The organism is Ruegeria sp. AD91A (assembly GCF_003443535.1).
GTDB lineage: Bacteria > Pseudomonadota > Alphaproteobacteria > Rhodobacterales > Rhodobacteraceae > Ruegeria.
Genome location: NZ_CP031947.1, coordinates 229346 through 247691 on the forward strand (window position 1 = coordinate 229346; position 18346 = coordinate 247691).

The following is an 18346-nucleotide window of genomic DNA, read 5'->3' on the forward strand; positions in this document are numbered from 1 at the left end:
GCGGAGAAGTACTATGTCGCGTCTCAGCACGATCCGCCCGAGCAATCTTGTGTTGCTCGCAGCCGCTCCCTTCATCTTCTATCTATTCGCCACGTCTTCGAAATACCTGCGATCTTTGATTGCAATTCTGGGGATCGGCAACAATGCAGGGCCTGTTTTCGTCGGCTTTCTGCTGATCGTCTCGGTTGCAATCCTGGGATATCTCTGCGCTCGGTATGCACGTTTTACAAATCATGCCCCGGGCTGGTTGCGCGTTTCCGCCTTAGCGGCGCTGCCCGCATCAATTGCGCTTTTGGTCTCAAGCTTCGTATCTCCACAGCTTTTGATGCCCTTCGTGGAATCCGTTTTCTTTCACTCGCTCAGCGAGAACACATCAACCCTTATCGACAGGTCCAGTCAGGCGTGGGTGTTGTATCCCGAAGTCGTGACCCAGGTTCAAACAGGTCTGCAAGTTCTTCTGGCAGTATACGCAGCCGTTGTCGCCTTGTGTCTGCTGTCGGCGCGGTTGCAACCCCCTTGGCGCTGGCGCGTTCTACTGGGGCTGGAATGCCTTACAGGTGCGGTTTTGTTTTATCTGATGTTCATGGCCCACTGGCAGTTCGCCACAGGCGTAGCCATTACATTCCGCGCAGCCATCTTCGCCTATATCTTCTCGGCCATTCTGGGACTGATCTGGGTGGGGTTGCAGTCGTTCAAACCAAAGGCACGTACCACGATCTTGTATGGCTCGATCAGCCTGACATTGCTTGCAATATCAGCCTTTTTCTTCATGCAGCCGCAGGTCAGTTACGTTCTGGTCGGAAGCACCGAAGGGCGCATCGCCATTGTACGTGGCACGCCACAGGCGCAGGCTGATGTCATCCGGTTCGGCGAGTTCGAAGGTGCCGGCGACCAGCAATACCGCATACGCAGTGCCACTGATCCTGTCGCGGCTTTGGAGCAGATAGAAACCGTCGACAGCGTGTCCGGAGCCTTTGTGCCAGTAGACGCTCACACACAAGGCTATCCGATTCTATGGCAGACAGTTTTCTTGCCTGACAAATACAGAAATCCCGCGCTGGCCTTCGCCGTTTTTGGCTTTTTGCTACTCACGCTGACCATCGGCGGCGCACAGCACAAGCTGCATCCTTTGGCGGTCGGGGCTGAATTCTTTGTGGACACGATACGCGGCATTCCGATGCTGGTGATCATCCTTTATATCGGTCTGCCTTTGGCGGGCGCGGTCAAGGATGCCACTGGGGGCGGCATTGATATGACCAACATGACACGCGGGATCATCGCGATTTCGGTAGGGTACTCGGCCTATATGGCCGAAATATTCCGATCGGGGATTGAGGCTATTCCCAAAGGGCAATTGGAAGCGGGCAGTTCCCTGGGTTTGTCCCGCTGGCAGACAGCGCGGTTGATCGTTTTGCCTCAGGCCTTGCGGATCGTAACCCCACCTCTGGGAAATGAGTTTATCGCGATGATCAAGGACACCTCGTTGCTGTCCATCCTGTCCGTCCGCGACATGACCCAAAGGATGCGAGAGTTTCAGGCAGCAAGCTTTCTGCCATTTGCGCCGTTCAACACGGCGGCAATTCTGTACGTGGTACTCACCCTCGGTTGCGCAAGCTTCCTGAAATGGATCGAACGGCGCACGGCAAAGGATAGCAGATGAGCAAACTGGAGCTTGGGGTTTGCTACTATCCCGAACAATGGGGCCCGTCCCAGTGGCGCAGTGACGCCGCGCGGATGGCCGAGATGGGTTTGGATTGGGTTCGGATCGCCGAGTTCACCTGGGGTCTGATTGAACCGGCACGCGGTCAGTTTCGCTGGGACTGGCTGGATGAAGTCATTGAGGTTCTGGGGCAGGCCGGCCTGCGGGTCATGATGTCGACGCCAACGGCTGCACCTCCCAAATGGCTGATTGATGAGCACCCCGAAATCCTGCCGGTTGGCCCGGACGGTGGGGTCAGAGGGTATGGGTCGCGCAGACATTATTGCTTTTCCAGTGACGTATATCTGGCCGAGGCGCACAGAATAGCGACGGAATATGCCGCCAGATATGGCCAGAACCCTCATGTCCATGCCTGGCAGATCGACAATGAGTACAACGACCACGACACCGCTCTCAGCTATTCTGATGCTGCACGGGCAGGCTTTCGGCGCTGGCTGGCACAACGATACGGCACAATCGACGCACTGAACGAGACCTGGGGGACCGTGTTTTGGGGGACCTGCTATTCCGGCTTTGACCAGATTGAACTGCCCAACGGTTTGGTCGCCACACCCAACCCCACGCATGCGCTGGATTTCATGCGCTATTCCTCGGATCGGGTACGGCTGTTCAACAAGACACAGGTGGATGTACTGCGAAAACACGCGCCGGGTCGCGATATCACGCACAACTTCATGGCCGGCAGTTTCGAGTTTGATCACCACGCAGTGGCCGCAGATCTGGATGTCGTCGGCTTTGACAGCTACCCGCTGGGCAATCTGATGGGCTCAACCCTGTCAGAGACAGAAAAGCGCCGCTATCTGCGGACCGGTGCGCCAGACTATCAGGGGTTTCATTGCGATTTGTATCGCAGTCAGGGGCAGGGTCGGATGTGGGTGCTGGAACAGCAACCGGGGCCGGTGGACTGGGCGGCTCAGAATCCTTCTCCGGCAGAGGGAATGGTTCGGCTTTGGACGTGGGCAGCTTATGCCCATGGCGCGCAAGCTGTGATGTTCTTTCGATGGCGACAGGCAAAGTTCGCGCAGGAACAATACCATACAGCTTTGCTGCGCGCGGATGGTAGTGCCGATCAAGCCGCTCTTGAGCTGGTTCAGGTTGTGAAAGATTGCGAAAACTTGCCGCCGACGACGCGCAGGAAAGCCTCGGTGGCGATGATGCTGGATTACGCTTCGATCTGGGCGGCCGATATCCTGCCGCATGATGATCACTTTCCCAATTCCCATATCTTTCGCGAATGGTACACTGCCTTGCGCAGTCTGGGGGTGGACATTGATTTTGTGGGGCCCGAGGATGGCCTGGACGGTTACGCCCTGATCGTACTTCCGCAAAGCATGATTGTGACCCCGGATCTGGCCGCAAGACTTGATGCTTCCGGGGCAAAGCTTTTGATTGGCGCCCGGTCCGGCAGCAAAACGCCGCAAATGCACACCCCTTCAAATCTGGCCCCGGGTGCGCTGGCAAACTTGACCGGCGTTCGTATTGCCCGCGTCGAATCGCTTCCTGATATCGCGCGGGAATCCGTACAACTGCAAAACGGTCAGCTCTTTGACTTTAGTGGGTGGCGCGAAATCGTCGAGACCGAGGAAAATGTCCTGGCCCGCTTCAAAAGTGCCTACTGTGACGCCAGCCCAGCGGTCATCCGGTCAGATCGCGCAACATATCTGGCCATGGTCCCCAGCGGTGCGCTCTTGCGGGTGATTATGCGGGATGTCCTGGAATGGGCGGGGCTGAAGCCTCTGGACTGCGATCCCGACATGCGCTTAACCCGGCGCGGTACGTTGCATTTTGCCTTCAATTTTGGTGACATGTCCAAACCCCTGCCTGAAGGTGGAGCGCGACGCATGCTGATTGGCTCTGATCCGGTCGGTGCGCACGATTTCACTGTTTGGCAGGAAAACTAACGCCCTGAAATTCAACCAAAACGTGTCAAGAATCAAAACTGGACATAAGAATTCCGCAAACTGTCACTTTTGGACTGACGAACGGGCACAGAAAGTCCTATGAATAAAAAACAATAACGAACTAATCCAACAACGGGAGAACACTTATGACTAAACATTCGACTCTTTCGAGACGCTCTGTGCTGAAAAGCGCGGGCGCCGCGGCACTTGCGGCACCCCTGTACAGCAAGAGCGCTCTGGCTTCGTCGGGCGAAATCAACATTCTAATGTGGTCGGATTATCTACCGCCCAGCTTCATCGAAGAGTTTGAGACCCTTACGGGAATCAAAGTGAACTACACCGGTATCGGCTCGAATGAAGAAATCATCAACAAGATGAAGGCCACCAAAGGTCAGGGCTTTGATATTGTTTCACCGACCAACAACCGCTCGCTTCAGTGGGAGCCGTTGGAGCTGTTGCAGCCTTTTGACATGAACAAGGTTCCGATCGATCTGGTGAACCCTGCCATGGCCAAGATTGGCACCGACGCTTGGGACTTTGGTGGTTCCGGTGCGCACTGGCTGCCGCATATCTGGGGTACAGAAGGCATCGCATATCGTACTGACTTGTGGCTGCCGGAAGGTGACGCTCCGTCGTATGGCGATGTGTGGTCGGAAGCGAACGCTGGCAAAACCATGGGCCGCGCGCATTCGATGATGCTGGGTGCAGGTCTTTACATGGAACGCGCTGGCGAAATGGAGCCGGGTTCGGTCTGGGCCGCGTACGGTGATGAAGACACCATGCGCAAGGTTTGGGGCCAGATCACCGACTGGTGCGTCGCCCGCAAGGATCGCATCAAGCTTATCTGGAACGATGCCGATACACAGAAAAACGGCCTGTTGAATGAAGGCGTTATTGTAGGTCAAACTTGGGACGGCCCGCCACTTGCACTGAAGTCCGCAGGCGAGCCAGTGCATTATCAGGCACCTGTCGAAGGTGCGATGGCTTGGGTGGATGGTATATCTATGCCGACTGGTGCTGCGAATATCGACCAGGTTTACGCCTTCATCGACTTCGCCTATCAGGCCAAGCCTGCCGGTGTTGCCATTGACAGCCACGGCTACAACTCGCCGGTGCTGGGTGCTGACCAATATTCCGGCGACACCTACAAGAAGAACTTTGCCGAAGCCTATCCGGGCGACTCGCTGGCCAACCTCAATCCGTGGCCGGCCGAAGCGCCTTGGTACGCCGAAACCCGGACCGAGTTCGTCAACAAATTCAAGAGCGCTTAAGCGTTCCGAATCTTCGCCCTCCGCTTTTGGCGGGGGGCCCCTTCTGCGCGCCGTCCCGGCGTGACGGACACTAATATGGTGTGGTGAAAACACGCACTTCAGGGAGAAACCAAAAATGAGTGCAGGGGTCGGAGTCGATCTGGAAAACCTGTGGATCCGTTTCGGTGACTTCGTCGCCGTGCGCGATGCAAACGTCAACATCAACGGAGGCGATTTCTTTTCGTTCCTCGGGCCATCCGGCTGCGGTAAAACAACCATACTAAGGGCTGTTTCGGGCTTTCTTGAACCGAGCGAAGGCAATGTTCTGATTGGCGGCAACAATATGCGCGGTATCGGGCCCAACAAGCGTCCGACAGCGCTGATCTTTCAGAATCTCGCTTTGTTCCCGCTGATGAAAGTCTGGGAAAACATTACGTTTTCCATGGAAATCAAAGGGGCCAGTGCTGCCGAGCGCCGCAGGCGTGCCGATGAGCTTCTGGACATGATTGCGTTGCCGGGGCAGGGAGACAAACTGCCAAGCGAATTGTCGGGCGGTCAGCGTCAGCGTGTGGCGATCGCTCGCGCTCTGTGCGCGGAACCGGACGTGCTGTTGCTGGATGAACCTCTGTCGGCGCTTGACCTGAAACTGCGCCAGCACATGCGGACCGAACTCCGTGAGATTCAGCAACGGGTCGGTATTACCTTTATCTACATCACGCACGATCAAGGCGAAGCGCTGACGATGTCAGACAATATCGCCGTCATGCGCGCCGGCGTGATTGACCAGATTGCCGACGGAAAAACGATCTATAACGATCCCAACACGGCTTTTGCTGCCTCTTTTGTTGGCGAAAACAATGTGTTCCGAGGAAAAGTCAAACAGGTGATGGGCACCGAAGCTTTGATCTCGACCAACCGCTCGGGTGATCTGGTGGCACGGATCTCAACTGCCAATCAGGGCAAGATGAAAGAAGGCGACGACGCGATGATGTTCATCCGACCCGAAGCCTTCGCCATTGCTCCTGAAGGGGCAACGGGAGATCATTTTGTCACTGCCCGGGTTAACCATGAAGAGTTCGAAGGAAACGCATTCAATATCTTTACCGAGGGTGAAGGCGGCAAGGAAATCAAGGTCTCGATCCCCAACCACGGGCAATCTTTCGACGATCACACCGGGCAGAACATCACGCTGGAATACGAAACGCATAATGCCGTCGTTGTTCCTGCCGGTGAACTGGCCGCAGAATAAGGGGATAAACTCATGCCCCATTTTCTGAAGGAATTCTTCAACCGCAACGGAACCGGTATGGGCTTGGCGATCCTGGGCCTGGTTCTGTTCTGGACCATCGGCCTGATCATCCTGCCGCAGCTGTCGATGCTGGATTTCTCGTTCCGTCCGAACCTTCCGCCGCCAGAGATTGGCGGCCCTAAGGACGTCTATACTCTGGAGAACTACAAATACTTGATCTATGGCCCGGAGGGCGGCAGTCAGGACTATAACACAGTCGACCTGAGGGTGTTCTTCCGAACCCTTGTGGCCGCTGTTTGTGTGACAATCTTTAACCTGATCATCTGCTACCCGATTGCCTACTATTTGGGTCAATCCGAAGGCAGCCATATCCGCATCTTCGCGATCATGCTGATCATTCCCTATTGGATTAACGAGATTCTGCGGGCCTTTGCGTTGCGCATAATCTTCGGTGAGACCGGGGTGCTGAACACGCTGTTCATGGGATTGGGTATCTGGGATGTGCCGTTTGATTTCATCCGCAATGACATCGCGCTCTATGCAGGTCTTGGGTATGCCTACATCCTGCTGATGATCTTCCCGATGTACAACGTCATTGAAAGTCTGGACAAAAACCAGATCGAAGCGGCACGCGATCTGGGTGCGCCGTGGTGGCGAATACACTGGCGTGTGGTCATTCCCTACGCCAAGCCTGGTATCAGCTCGGGTTGTACCATGGTTTTCATGTTGTCTGCCGGTGCGTTGGCTGCACCGCAGATTCTGGGCGGTCCGTCCAGCTTGTGGTTCACACAGCTGATTTATCAGCAATTCAATGACAACAACGACTGGCCACAAGGGGCCGCGTACGCGATCGTCCTGCTGGTCACTTGTATCCTGTTCGTGCTGGCCGTTATGCGCCTGTTCAAAGTGAACATGGGGGATATCGGGAAATGAACAATTCCTTCCTCCGTATAAGCATCTGGGTCTATCTGGCGATCTTCTTCCTGTACCTGCTGGGTCCATTGGTGATCATGTCGATCACTGCGTTCAACTCGTCCGGGTTCCCCCGGATGAGTCCGTGGGAATGCCTCACATTCCAGTGGTTCGGCGAGCTATTTCAGGATCAGCGGATCCTGAACGGTATTAAGAACTCGCTGATCATCGGTATTGGCACAGTCATCCTGTCAGTCGCCATGGGCCTGGCAGGCGCACTGTTGCTGACCCAGATCTGGCCAAAACTGCGTGCGACTTACTACACGATCATCATCGCACCGATCCTGATCCCCGGCGTGGTTCTGGGTATCTCGACGCTGGTGTTCTGGGACCGGATCAACCGGATGTTGGGATTGGGGGCAGACAGCTTCCTTTCAAATGGCATCTTCCTGACGGTGATCGGCCAATCCACCTTTATCGCCAGCTACTGCATGCTGGTGTTGGTGGCGCGTTTGCAGCGCTACGACATGGCGCTGACCGAAGCGGCGCTTGACCTTGGGGCCAGCCACGCACAGGCTTTCCGCAAGATCCTGCTGCCGTTCATGCGTCCGGCGATTGCATCAGCGGCAGTGTTGGCTTTCCTCGCATCGTTCGAGAACTACAACACCACCACCTTTACCTTCGGTGAATACCCGACATTGACGATCGAACTGGCTCAAAAGGTCCGTTATGGAATCACGCCCGCAATCTCGGCGCTGGCCTTCATCATCGTAGCGCTGACGGTTTTCTTTGCGCTCATGAACGAAGCCAAGCTGAAACGGCAGGAACTGGTGGCAGCAGCCCGCAAGAACGCAACGGTGGAAGAGCTTGCAGGTAAGATCAAACTGCCCAGCTTCTTTGCCGGTAACATGGCTGCCGTTCTACTGGTCGTTTTTGCCGTCGCAACGATCACCGTGGTTGGAACGGCGGCGACCTATAATCCTGCGCAGTGTATCGCCGATATTCGTGAGCAAAAGCAGTTGGAAGCGGAACAGCGGATCCAGGAGTTGCGCAAACAGCGTGAGGAACGTCGCAAGCAGCAAGAAGCTCAAGAGGCCGAACAGGGTGGCGGACAAACCGCGCCAAAACCATCCAATAACAGCGGCTTTGGCAATGTGTTCGCCCCAAATTCTCTGGGTGGTGATGAAAACGAAGGCGAAGATGGTGCTTCTGAAACTGAAACCGCGCCAACTGGTAATAGTGGTTTCGGAGGGGTGTTTGACCCCAACAGCCTGCAAAGCGATGAATAGCTGTACAGGTTCATAGCCTTGGCATCCGCCCGGACTGACTTCAGGTCTGTTCGGGCGGGTTGCGTTTAAGGATTTTGACGTCACAGCCTTCGACGGTGTGTCCGTTCCAATCCACCGGTCCTGCGTTGTAGTTGATCAGGAAGTCATGATTGGCCGTCTCACGCAATCGCAGGCCTTGCGGCATCGTGCGCAATGTCAAATCGGCTTCTTCCGCAGCCATGGCTATCACACGGTCCCAAAGGTCTTCATCCGGGAAACCTGCCAAGTACCACATTCCATCTCCGGCCTTGAGCGCAGATGTTCCGTCTTCGAAACTCAGCAGATCTTCAGCTTCTCCTGATAGCCGGTCGATCCAATGCCGCGCCGCGCCTCCTCCACGAACCTTAAGGTGAATTGCAGGTGGCAGAGTTTCTACCAGATCGACGTTGCAGTCTATCATGCTCAGACCGGGTCGACCGTTGTCAGGAATTTGAAAATCTCGGGTGATCGCACCACTGCGTGGCCCCAGAACCGCAAGATCGCACCTGTTTGCCAGGTGTTGTTCCAACTCAGGTTCTATTCTAGCCAAACCGGGAGCAAGGATCAGACTGTAACGAGCGGAAATGTCGTTCGCCGAAACAAAGTCGACAGACAAACCGGCACGACGCAGCGCACGATATGCTGAAAAAACCAATCGGAAATAATCAAAACCCGCGCCTTGCGGTTGCGTCGACCACGCCCAATCCGAAGCATAATCGAATAGAATTGCCACCTTGGCCTGTACCTGTTGCACCGCACCCAACTTTTTCAGATTGTCTGCGGTCTGGCGGGCCTCTGCCAGTGCGGGTGCAGGGTGATTGTTCGATGTCAGCAAGCCGGCATGCATCTGCTCTTGTGCAAACGGGGCTTGTCGCCAGCGGAAATAGCTTACCACCTCAGCGCCATGAGCCACAGCCTCAAGCGTCCACAGGCGTACCATTCCAGGAAGAGGTGCCGGGTTGTACGGGGCCCAATTCACCGGACCGGGTTGTTGTTCCATCACCCACCAACGGCCACGCCCTATGACACGGTAAAGATCATGATGAAACGCCTGCATGTCCGGATCGCCCTGTTGCAAATAGGCGGTCTTGTGCGCTTCGTCGGCTTCCAGCCGGTCCGATAGAAAACCGATCGGATAACTGTCCCAGGTGGCGATATCCAGATCCGCGCCGACCTTGAAATGGTCGAAGTCCAGAACACGTCCCATGTAATTGTGCAAAAGCGGCGCATCGGTCAACGGTCGCAGCGTATCCACCTGAGCCCTGTTGAATGCTGCGACCTGATCCGAACTGAAGCGCCGGAATGCAAGCACATGAGCCGGGTTCGGCTCGGTCACGGTTTGATTGGGCAGGTCGAATTCGTTGAAGGTGCGATATTCCATCGACCAGAACACATTGCCCCACGCCCGGTTCAGCGTTTCAACGCTGTCGTACCGCTCGGCCAGCCAATGGCGAAACGCCTGTTGGGCAGCTGCGCTGTAGCTGAGAGTGGTGTCGTGACACCCATATTCGTTGTCAATCTGCCAGGCGACCACATGCGGGTTCTTACCGTACCGTTCACCCAATATCCGGGCGATGCGGGTACATTCGGCGATATAGCCTTGATGGCTAAAGCAGTAATGCCGCCGGGATCCGAACTTGCGCGGGTTGCCGTTTTCATCGGCGGCCAGCATGTCCGGGTGTTTGTCCAACATCCAGCGCGGCGGCGTTGCTGTTGGCGTGCCCAGCACGACCTTCAATCCGGCTGCACCGAGAGTCTCAATCGCGCGATCCAGCCAATCGAATTGTAAAACGCCGGACTGCGGCTCGATGCGACTCCACGCGAACTCGCCAATGCGCACCCAAGTCAGGCCTGTTTCGACCATTTTCGCGGCATCGTCGGCCCACATCGCCTCTGGCCAATGCTCAGGATAGTAACAAACACCCAGTTCCGGCTTCATAAGATGACCTTGTGTTCTGCCTGGCCCTGACCTGCATTTCGCGCGGCAAATGTCATGCCGTTGGTCGGTTGGTTTTCTATTGCTTCCGCGCTCAACCCCTGACGGGCCGTTGTGCAGAAAAGCGTATTTAGTTCATCGCCCCCGAAGGCGGGGCATGACGTATGTAATGCGTCATATGCAACGGCCTTCAGAAATGTGCCGTCGGCTGTGTACGCCGCGATCCGGCTGGCGCCCCATTGTGCGATCCAGATATTCCCCTGGGCATCAATGACCGCACCATCCGGGTTCAGACCTTCTTTGCGCAAATCCAGAAAAACTGCGCTGTCGTCTTCCGGCCACCCGGTTTCGGCGTTCAGACGCCAGCGCCTGACTTGTTTCGTTGCGGTGTCGCAGAAATAGGCCACCGAACAATCGGGGGCAAAACAGATCGCATTGGAGATTGTTACATCCGGAACCAATGGTCTCAACTCACCTTTCCAGAACCGATAGATTGATCCAGCCCCGGGTTCCGCCTGCTTGCCCATTGTCCCGATCCAAAACCCGCCCCAAGGGTCAGCGCGGCCATCATTTGAACGGGTGACGGGGTTGTCAGCTTCCAGAGACACAATCAAATTCCGCTTACCGGATAGCAAATCAAAACGCCAAAGACCGGTTTCAGAAGCCATTAGAAGTGTATCGCGGTCCACCCAGCCCGCAGCCGAGACGTGTTCATCGAAGCTCCAGCTTTTTGGCGTACCCCGCTCGCGGGTCATCAGACGTTTGCCGATGATATCGAACCAGAAAAGCTGACGCCTTTCAGGATGCCACAACGGGCCTTCGCCCAACTCGCAGGGGCGGTCGTCAAAGATGATGCTCATCCGGCGGCCTCATCAAAGGCCGTTACGATATGCCGGGCGCGCTCTGCGATTTCGGCGACATCTATACCGGGTTTGTAAAGTGCAGAGCCTATCCCAAAGCCATCTGCGCCCGCTTTGATCCATTGCGCGAAATTGTCGGGTCCGGCACCGCCAACGGCAAAAACAAGCGAGCTTGTGGGCAAAACCGGGCGTAACGCGGCCAAACCCGCCGGACCAGCCATCACCCCTGGGAACAGCTTCAACCCGGTGGCCCCGGCCTTGAGGGCCGCGAAAGCTTCGGTTGGGGTGTAAACCCCCGGCCAGCTTTGCAGGCCCAACGCGACTGATCGCTTGATAACCTCTGCATCATAGTTGGGCGATACGATCAATTTACCACCAGCAGCCGACACAGCGTCCACCTGATCGACTGTCAAAACAGTGCCCGCGCCGATCAGGGCCTGATTTCCAAACGCATCAACCAAAGTGCCGATACTGTCGAGCGGGTCCGGAGAATTGAGCGGCACTTCGATCCGGTCGATGCCGGCATCAATAATGGTGCGGCCAACGGCTTTGGCTTCTTGCGGCTTTAACCCGCGCAATATGGCGATGATGGGACGGCTCATGCGGTTTGCCTTGTCATGTTTCGCGCCAACGCAAGCCCGGCCAGTGTCGCCTCGGTAGCGTTTGCAGTTTCTACAAATGCGCCTTGCCGTTGCAGGGCTGTTGCATATGTCCGCGACACGCCTTCCGCTCCGATAATGGCCAGCTGTTGCCCCAGCCAATACGGACGTGTCGCGGCCAGTTCGGCCCCGATCAACAATCCTGAAAGGCGCGCGCGCGCGGTGGCTTTGGCCTGACCTTGCAACAAGTCCGCGGCTCTCAGGCTAAAAAGACGGGCAGCCAATTGTTCGGGCTTTGAAAACGTATCTGCAACTGCGTCGGCGAAGGCGTTTTCGTCCCAGCCCGGACCTACAGAGTGTCGTAGTACGGACTGACCACACAGCAGGTCGAACAACTCACCCGTCATGAAAGTACGAAAGCTTACAACCTCGCCAGCACTCACCTGAACCCATTTCGTGTGGGTGCCGGGCAGGCAGATGACGCCGTCCCAATTCTGACGCGCGCCCAGAAATCCAGCAATTTGGGTTTCCTCACCCCGCATCACATCCGGCGGGGTTGTCTGTTTCAGGCCGGGTATGACAAAGGCCCGGATACGCGGGTCTGATCCGGGAACGCGGATCGGGACATCCGGCAAGGGGTCCGACGGCACGGTCGAATAAGGTGCTTCCACCCAGCCTTGGCGTGCGCCGACCATTCCGCAGGCGACCACATCCACCGGCGCGCCGGGCAACCAGTTTTCGATCAAATCCAGTAGGGCGGCTTGAAACCCGTCGGGTCCGACATGCGCCATCCCCTTGTCAGATTGCGCATGGTCCAGCGCGGTCGCACCCTGCATGGCCCAGGCCCGTAAGTGAGATGTTCCCCAGTCGACGGCGATCCACTCAGTATTCATAACATCACCCCGAAACCACAACGCCACCATCAACAGCCATACATTGCCCGGTCATCGCATGGCTGGCCCTGGACGCCAAAAAAAGTGTTGGTGCTATCATATCCTCGGGCTTCAGGTGCTCTTTCAGACATTGCCGGTCCAAATGTGCCGCCAGATCCTCGGGTGTGGCCCATTTGTCCAACTGTTTTTCCGTCAGAACCCAACCGGGGGCCAGAGCATTTACCCGGATTTTTCTCGGCCCCAGTTCACGTGCCAATGACCGTGTCATCCCCGTAATCCCAGCATTCGAGGTCGTGTAGATCGGATAACCAGCATTGCCCATCATGTAACTGATCGAGCTGAAATTGATGATTGCCCCGCCATCTTTCATTTGCCGGGCGGCTTCCTGACACGCGAAATAATAGGCTTTCAGGTTCACCTCGATCATCCAGTCCCAGAATTCCGTCGTGGTTTCCTCAAGCGTATGACGTTGGTCGTTGGCAGCATTGTTCACCAAGACGTTCAAAGGGCCATGAGCCTCGGCAGCTTTGGCCATCGTCGCGTGCAGTAGTTCGGTGTCGGTCATGTCGCCTTGCAGGAACAGCGGCGCGCGGCCGTGCTTGTCGCGCATCTCTTCGACAAACCCGCTTGCATCCGACCGACCAATGAAGGCCACATTGGCCCCCTGTGCCATGAATCCATCTGTCAGCGCCGCACCAACGCCCGAGCCGCCGCCGGTGATATAGACGGAGGCTCCGTTCAGATCGTGGAATGTAGTTGGTTGGGTCATCAGTGACTCTCTCTGGTCACGAGGCGGGTGTCTTTGCCAACAAGGAAATCCAGATCCGCCCCCTGATCTGCTTGCAACACGTGGTCGATGTAAAGTTTTGCATAGCCGCGAGTGTAGTGCGGATCATCCGGCTGCCACGCAGCGCGGCGGGCGTTCAGTTCGTTCTCGTCCACAAGCAGTTCCAGTTCGCCGCTGCTGGCTGAAACACGGATGCGGTCTCCGGTTTTGACCAGCGCCAGCGTGCCACCCGCCTGCGCTTCGGGGCTGACATGCAAAATGACGGTGCCATATGCTGTTCCCGACATGCGGGCGTCCGAGATGCGGATCATGTCTCGCACACCCTCTTTCACCAATTTCGCCGGGATCGGCATGTTGCCGACCTCGGGCATGCCCGGATATCCCTTGGGGCCACAACCCTTGAGCACCAGAATGCTCTCGGGCGTGACCGGCAGGTCTTCACGGTCGATATTGGCCTTCAGGTCTTCGATGTTGCCGAAAACGAAGGCCTCGCCCTCGGTCTCGAGAAGCACGTCAGTGGCCGCCGAAGGCTTGACGATTGCCCCATTCGGCGCAAGGTTGCCGCGCAGAACGCGCAAACCCGCGGCGGGTTTCACAGGGTCGTTGAAGGGACGGATGACATCCGTATTGAAACACTCGACACCTTCGTAATGAGCTGAGATGTCCTTGTTCAGCACCGTTTTTGCCGGGCGCAGGAAGGGTTTGAGTTCGTTCAGCACAACAGGCACGCCGCCTGCATAGCAGAAGTCTTCCATCAGGTATTTGCCGGAAGGCATGCAGTTGACCAGAAGTGGAATCTCGGACCCGATTTCGAAGTCCTTCAAGGCTAAATTCACGCCCACGCGACCGGCCAGTGCCAGCAGGTGCACCACCGCGTTGGTCGATCCGCCCACGGCGGCGTTGGCTAGGATGGCGTTCTCGAAGGCTTCCTTTGTCAGGATGTCCGATGGTTTGAGGTCTTCATCCACCATCTCGACGATCCGCTTGCCGGTCAGATGCGCCAGTGCCATTCGACGGGCGTCGACAGCGGGCAAGGCGGCGTTGGTGGGCAGCGACATACCCATTGCTTCGACCAAAGAAGCCATCGTGCTGGCGGTGCCCATGGTCATGCAGACACCGGCACTGCGCGACATACCGGATTCGGCGTTCATGAAATCCTGCAGGGTCATTTCGCCAGCCCGAACCGCCTCGGAGAACTTCCAGACATCGGTGCCGGAACCAATATCCTGTCCGCGATATTTGCCATTCAACATCGGGCCTGAACTTACAACGATTGAAGGCAGATCGACCGAGGCCGCTCCCATCAGCTGGCCCGGCGTGGTCTTGTCGCAGCCGCCCAACAGCACCACGCCGTCGATGCCATAGGCGCGGATCGATTCCTCGACATCTATGGCCAGCAGATTGCGAAACAGCATGGCGGTGGGTTTCATCTGGGTTTCGCCCAGCGACATGACAGGGAATTCCACCGGGAAGCCCCCGGCCTCCCACACACCGCGCTTCACGCCTTCGGCCAGATCGCGCAGGCCCGAGTTGCAGGGCGTCAGCTCGGACCAGGTGTTGCAGATGCCGATGATCGGGCGCCCGTCGAACGCGTGATCCGGAAAGCCCTGGTTCTTCATCCACGACCGATGAATAAAGCCATCCTTGTCGAGTTTTCCGTACCAATGCTGTGAGCGGCGTTTTTTCATTTTGTAGGAGCTTTTCTTGGCAGGGTTGGGTTTGGTTTTTGAGAAATATGTAGATCAGGCTGCGCGGGCGGGGCGGCACCAATCAGGCAGCCATTCGGTATGGGTCGTCAGCAGATCCGTGACAAGGTTGCGGATTTGCCGCAAATCCAGCTCGGCGGCGGTATGCGGGTCCATCATGGCAGCGTGATAGATGTGTTCGGGGTTTTGTTCGGTCAGGGCCCGAACAGTCAGTTCCTGCACGTTGATCTGCGTGCGCATCAGGGCAATCAACTGCGGCGGGATGTCGGTGACGACAGAAGGCTGCACACCGTTGCTGTCAACCAGACAGGGGGTTTCGACCGCTGCTCCCAAGGGCAATTGCGGAATCTGGCCGGTGTTGGGCAGGTTGCCATAGGCCATGTAAGGCGTGTTCGTAACGATCGCGTTCATCAGGTCCGCGGCGAATTCGTGGCTGCGCGTGACATCGATATTGCGCCCGTCGGTCAGGGTCTTGGCCTGTTCCTTCCACGTCTCGACCTGCTCGACGCAGCGGGTGGGGTATTCGTCCAGCGGGATCGAGAATTCTTGGATCAAATCCTCGCGCCCGTCCTTGATGAACCACGGCACGTATTCGGCCAGGTGTTCCGAGCTTTCGGTGCAGAAATAACCCAGGTGATCCATCACCTCATACCGCACTTTGTTGGGGCAGCGCGGCATCAGCAGTGGCGCCTTGGGGAATTTCCCCGCGTGATAGCCCTGTCGCAGTGCCGGATACAGGTCGCGGCCCTGATGTTCCAGTTTCAGAAAGAAAGCGACGTGATTGACGCCCGCGACTTTGTAGCGAAACTCATCTTTTGGCAGATCCAGATCATGGGCCAATTCCTCGACCGTGTTTTGAACCGAGTGGCAAAGGCCCACATGTTTCAGGGTCGGGAAGCGTTCGGCCAGTGCCCAGGTGTTGATGGCCATCGGATTTACGTATTGCAGCAACGTCGCGTTCGGACAGAGTTGCATCATGTCCCCTGCGACATCCCAAAGCACCGGAACCGTGCGCAAACCTCGCATGATCCCTCCGACGCCCAGCGTATCAGCGATGGTTTGACGCAAGCCATACTGCTTGGGGATCTCGAAATCGGTGACTGTGCAGGGCTTATATCCCCCGACCTGAAACGCGGTGATGACGAAGTCGGCCCCGTCCAGCGCCGCGCGGCGGTCGGTATGGGTCGAGACGGTCGCCCCGGCCCCGACCGAGCGGATCATGGAACGCGCAACTGCTTCGCTTTCCGCCAGGCGTTCGGGATCGATATCCATAAGCGCAAAGTGACTGTCGGCCAGCGCCGGGGTCAACAGAGCATCCCCAACGATGTTCTGCATGAAAATTGTGGACCCGGCACCGATAAAGGTAATTTTGGTCATTTCACAGCTCCGAGGGTCAAGCCCGCAATGAAGTGTTTCTGCATCAGGAAGAACATGGCCACCGGTGGCAGAGCCGCAACGATGGATCCTGCGCTCATCAATTGATAAGCCGCTCGGTATTGCGCGTTGAAACTGGTGATGCCTGCGGTCACGGGCTGACTTTCTGCGCCCTGTGTCAGGACGACAGCCCAGAAATAGTCATTCCAGATGAACGTGAAGATCAATACGCTGAGCGCGGCAATCGCAGGCTTCATCAAGGGTAGGACGACGTACCAGAAGATGCGCCATTCGCTGATGCCCTCGACCCGGGCGGCCTCGATCAGCTCGAAGGGCAGGGCGCGGATGAAGTTGCGCATGAACAGAGTGCAGAACCCGGTTTGGAAGGCGATATGGAACAGCACCAGCCCGGTCTTTGTATTGTAAAGCCCAAGTTGCAGGGTCAGATCCCGAACCGGCACCATCAGGATTTGGAAGGGCACGAAGTTTCCGGCCACGAACATGAAAAAGATCCAGAGGTTTGACTTGAACTTGTAGATGCCAAGCGCAAAGCCGGTCATGCAGCTGAGTGCCACCGCTCCGATCACTGTCGGGACAGTGATCATGAATGAATTCAGCAGGTATCGCGGCATGTCCGAATTAAAGAAGACCTGTCCATAGTTGAACGCGCCCTCAAAGCTGGACGGCATTCCCCAGTAGTTCGCGTTGGTGAAGTCAGCAGCCGGTTTCACCGAGAAGAGGGCAACCGCCAGTAGGGGACCCAGCCACAACAGAAGGGCCAATGGAAGCATGGCTTGATACGTGATCTGTGCCGCACGGGGTTGTTTTTCGATGGGTTTGGGAAACATCTCAGTGCCCCTTCTCTTCACGGTACATCGACCACAGGAAATAGGCGATAAAGCACAGCATGATCAGGAAAAGGATCACGGCAATGGCTGCGCCATAACCCATGCGGAAGCCGTATTCGGACAGGGCGACCTCGAACATGTAATAGGCCAGCACTCGGGAGGATCCGAACGGTCCACCTTGTGTCATGATCGAGATCAGGTCGAAAGATCGCAGTGCGCCGATGATGGTCACGACAAACGCGATAAAGGTTGCAGGCCGCAGTTGCGGGATAATGATGTGCCAGAGCATCTTCCAACCCTTGGCCCCGTCCAGGCGTCCTGCTTCGATCTGTTCCGGGTCTACAGCGTTCAGGCCGGTAAGGTACAGGATCATGCAATAGGCGGTTTGTGGCCAGAGGCCGGCGAAGATGATGCCATAGGTCACGAAACGCTCATCGCCCAACACGTTTACTGGGCCCAGGCCGAAGAAGCCGAGGAATTCGTTCAGCAACCCGAAAGTCGGATCGTAGAACCAGGTGAACACGAGCCCCACCACGACCTGAGAAATCACGAAAGGAAAGAAAAACAGGGACTTATAAAGGCGGATGCCCCAAACGGTCTGATTCAGGAACAGGGCGATGAACAAACCTGCCGGAATCGCAGCAAGGTAAAGGATCAGCCAGATCAGGTTGTTTTTCATCGAGATGTAGAAAGCATCCCGGTCCACCCATTCCCAATAAAGGTCTTCGTAGTTACTAAAGCCAACGTATTCGGCAGCGCCCAGGCCGTCCCACTCATACAGTGACAGGTTAAAGGACTGGAATACCGGAATAATCACGTACACCATGAAGAACAGCAGCCCCGGGGCCAGAAACAGCCAGGGTGCGATGCTTTGCTGGTTGCGATGAAACCAGCTTTCCTGTTCTGAGGCGTCGGCTGCAACTGTCATGGGAAACTCGGGTCTGTTGGAGTAAGGCCAGTCGGAACCCGCCTTACGTTTTAAGGGAATACGGGCCGGGCTTTGA

General features: G+C 56.6%; 15 protein-coding genes. 6 read left to right on the forward strand and 9 right to left on the reverse strand.

Annotation, left to right across the window (positions count from 1 at the left end; genetic code table 11):
• The first annotated feature begins 13 nt into the window (after nucleotides 1-13).
• The 6 genes from D1823_RS19530 (at nucleotide 14) to D1823_RS19555 (ending at nucleotide 8321) form a co-directional block, all read left to right on the forward strand.
• On the forward strand, nucleotides 14-1660 hold the full coding sequence (locus D1823_RS19530; protein WP_117873209.1) for an amino acid ABC transporter permease: 1647 nt from the start codon (nucleotides 14-16) through the stop codon (nucleotides 1658-1660).
• The gene (locus D1823_RS19535; protein WP_117873211.1) at nucleotides 1657-3621 is read left to right on the forward strand and encodes a beta-galactosidase; all 1965 of its coding nucleotides are present in this window, start codon (nucleotides 1657-1659) and stop codon (nucleotides 3619-3621) included. Before D1823_RS19530 ends, D1823_RS19535 begins: the two co-directional genes overlap by 4 nt.
• Before the next feature lie 146 nt (nucleotides 3622-3767).
• Nucleotides 3768-4892 (forward strand): extracellular solute-binding protein, encoded by a 1125-nt coding sequence (locus tag D1823_RS19540; protein WP_117873213.1) that lies wholly within the window; start codon nucleotides 3768-3770, stop codon nucleotides 4890-4892.
• Nucleotides 4893-5007: 115 nt separating this feature from the next.
• Nucleotides 5008-6120, forward strand: coding sequence for an ABC transporter ATP-binding protein (locus D1823_RS19545; RefSeq protein ID WP_117873215.1), 1113 nt, complete (start codon nucleotides 5008-5010; stop codon nucleotides 6118-6120).
• A gap of 12 nt (nucleotides 6121-6132) precedes the next feature.
• Nucleotides 6133-7053, forward strand: a complete 921-nt coding sequence (locus tag D1823_RS19550; RefSeq protein WP_117873217.1) for an ABC transporter permease — start codon at nucleotides 6133-6135, stop codon at nucleotides 7051-7053.
• Nucleotides 7050-8321, forward strand: coding sequence for an ABC transporter permease (locus D1823_RS19555; protein WP_117873219.1), 1272 nt, complete (start codon nucleotides 7050-7052; stop codon nucleotides 8319-8321). The genes D1823_RS19550 and D1823_RS19555 overlap by 4 nt, the downstream gene beginning before the upstream one ends.
• A 40-nt stretch (nucleotides 8322-8361) precedes the next feature.
• Here D1823_RS19555 and D1823_RS19560 read toward each other — a convergent pair whose 3' ends face one another.
• From D1823_RS19560 to D1823_RS19600, 9 genes are read right to left on the reverse strand one after another with little or no spacing between them, the layout of a single operon-like run.
• On the reverse strand, nucleotides 8362-10278 hold the full coding sequence (locus D1823_RS19560) for a beta-galactosidase (RefSeq protein ID WP_117873221.1): 1917 nt from the start codon (nucleotides 10276-10278) through the stop codon (nucleotides 8362-8364).
• On the reverse strand, nucleotides 10275-11135 hold the full coding sequence (locus tag D1823_RS19565; protein ID WP_117873223.1) for an SMP-30/gluconolactonase/LRE family protein: 861 nt from the start codon (nucleotides 11133-11135) through the stop codon (nucleotides 10275-10277). Before D1823_RS19565 ends, D1823_RS19560 begins: the two co-directional genes overlap by 4 nt.
• Nucleotides 11132-11737, reverse strand: a complete 606-nt coding sequence (locus tag D1823_RS19570) for a 2-dehydro-3-deoxy-6-phosphogalactonate aldolase (RefSeq protein ID WP_117873225.1) — start codon at nucleotides 11735-11737, stop codon at nucleotides 11132-11134. Before D1823_RS19570 ends, D1823_RS19565 begins: the two co-directional genes overlap by 4 nt.
• Nucleotides 11734-12627 carry a 2-dehydro-3-deoxygalactonokinase gene (locus D1823_RS19575; protein ID WP_117874031.1) on the reverse strand — a complete coding sequence of 298 codons (894 nt, stop codon included), beginning with the start codon at nucleotides 12625-12627 and terminating at the stop codon, nucleotides 11734-11736. Before D1823_RS19575 ends, D1823_RS19570 begins: the two co-directional genes overlap by 4 nt.
• Nucleotides 12628-12631: 4 nt before the next feature.
• A complete protein-coding gene (locus tag D1823_RS19580) occupies nucleotides 12632-13396 on the reverse strand; it encodes an SDR family NAD(P)-dependent oxidoreductase (protein ID WP_117873227.1) in 765 nt (254 codons plus the stop codon).
• Complete coding sequence (locus D1823_RS19585; RefSeq protein ID WP_117873229.1) at nucleotides 13396-15102, reverse strand: IlvD/Edd family dehydratase; 1707 nt, start codon at nucleotides 15100-15102, stop codon at nucleotides 13396-13398. The genes D1823_RS19580 and D1823_RS19585 overlap by 1 nt, the downstream gene beginning before the upstream one ends.
• A 54-nt stretch (nucleotides 15103-15156) precedes the next feature.
• The gene (locus tag D1823_RS19590; RefSeq protein WP_117873231.1) at nucleotides 15157-16497 is read right to left on the reverse strand and encodes an alpha-glucosidase/alpha-galactosidase; all 1341 of its coding nucleotides are present in this window, start codon (nucleotides 16495-16497) and stop codon (nucleotides 15157-15159) included.
• Entirely contained in the window at nucleotides 16494-17342 is an 849-nt protein-coding gene (locus D1823_RS19595; RefSeq protein WP_117873233.1) for a carbohydrate ABC transporter permease, read from the reverse strand. The genes D1823_RS19590 and D1823_RS19595 overlap by 4 nt, the downstream gene beginning before the upstream one ends.
• A 1-nt stretch (nucleotide 17343) precedes the next feature.
• Complete coding sequence (locus D1823_RS19600; RefSeq protein WP_117873236.1) at nucleotides 17344-18270, reverse strand: carbohydrate ABC transporter permease; 927 nt, start codon at nucleotides 18268-18270, stop codon at nucleotides 17344-17346.
• Nucleotides 18271-18346 lie beyond the last annotated feature (76 nt).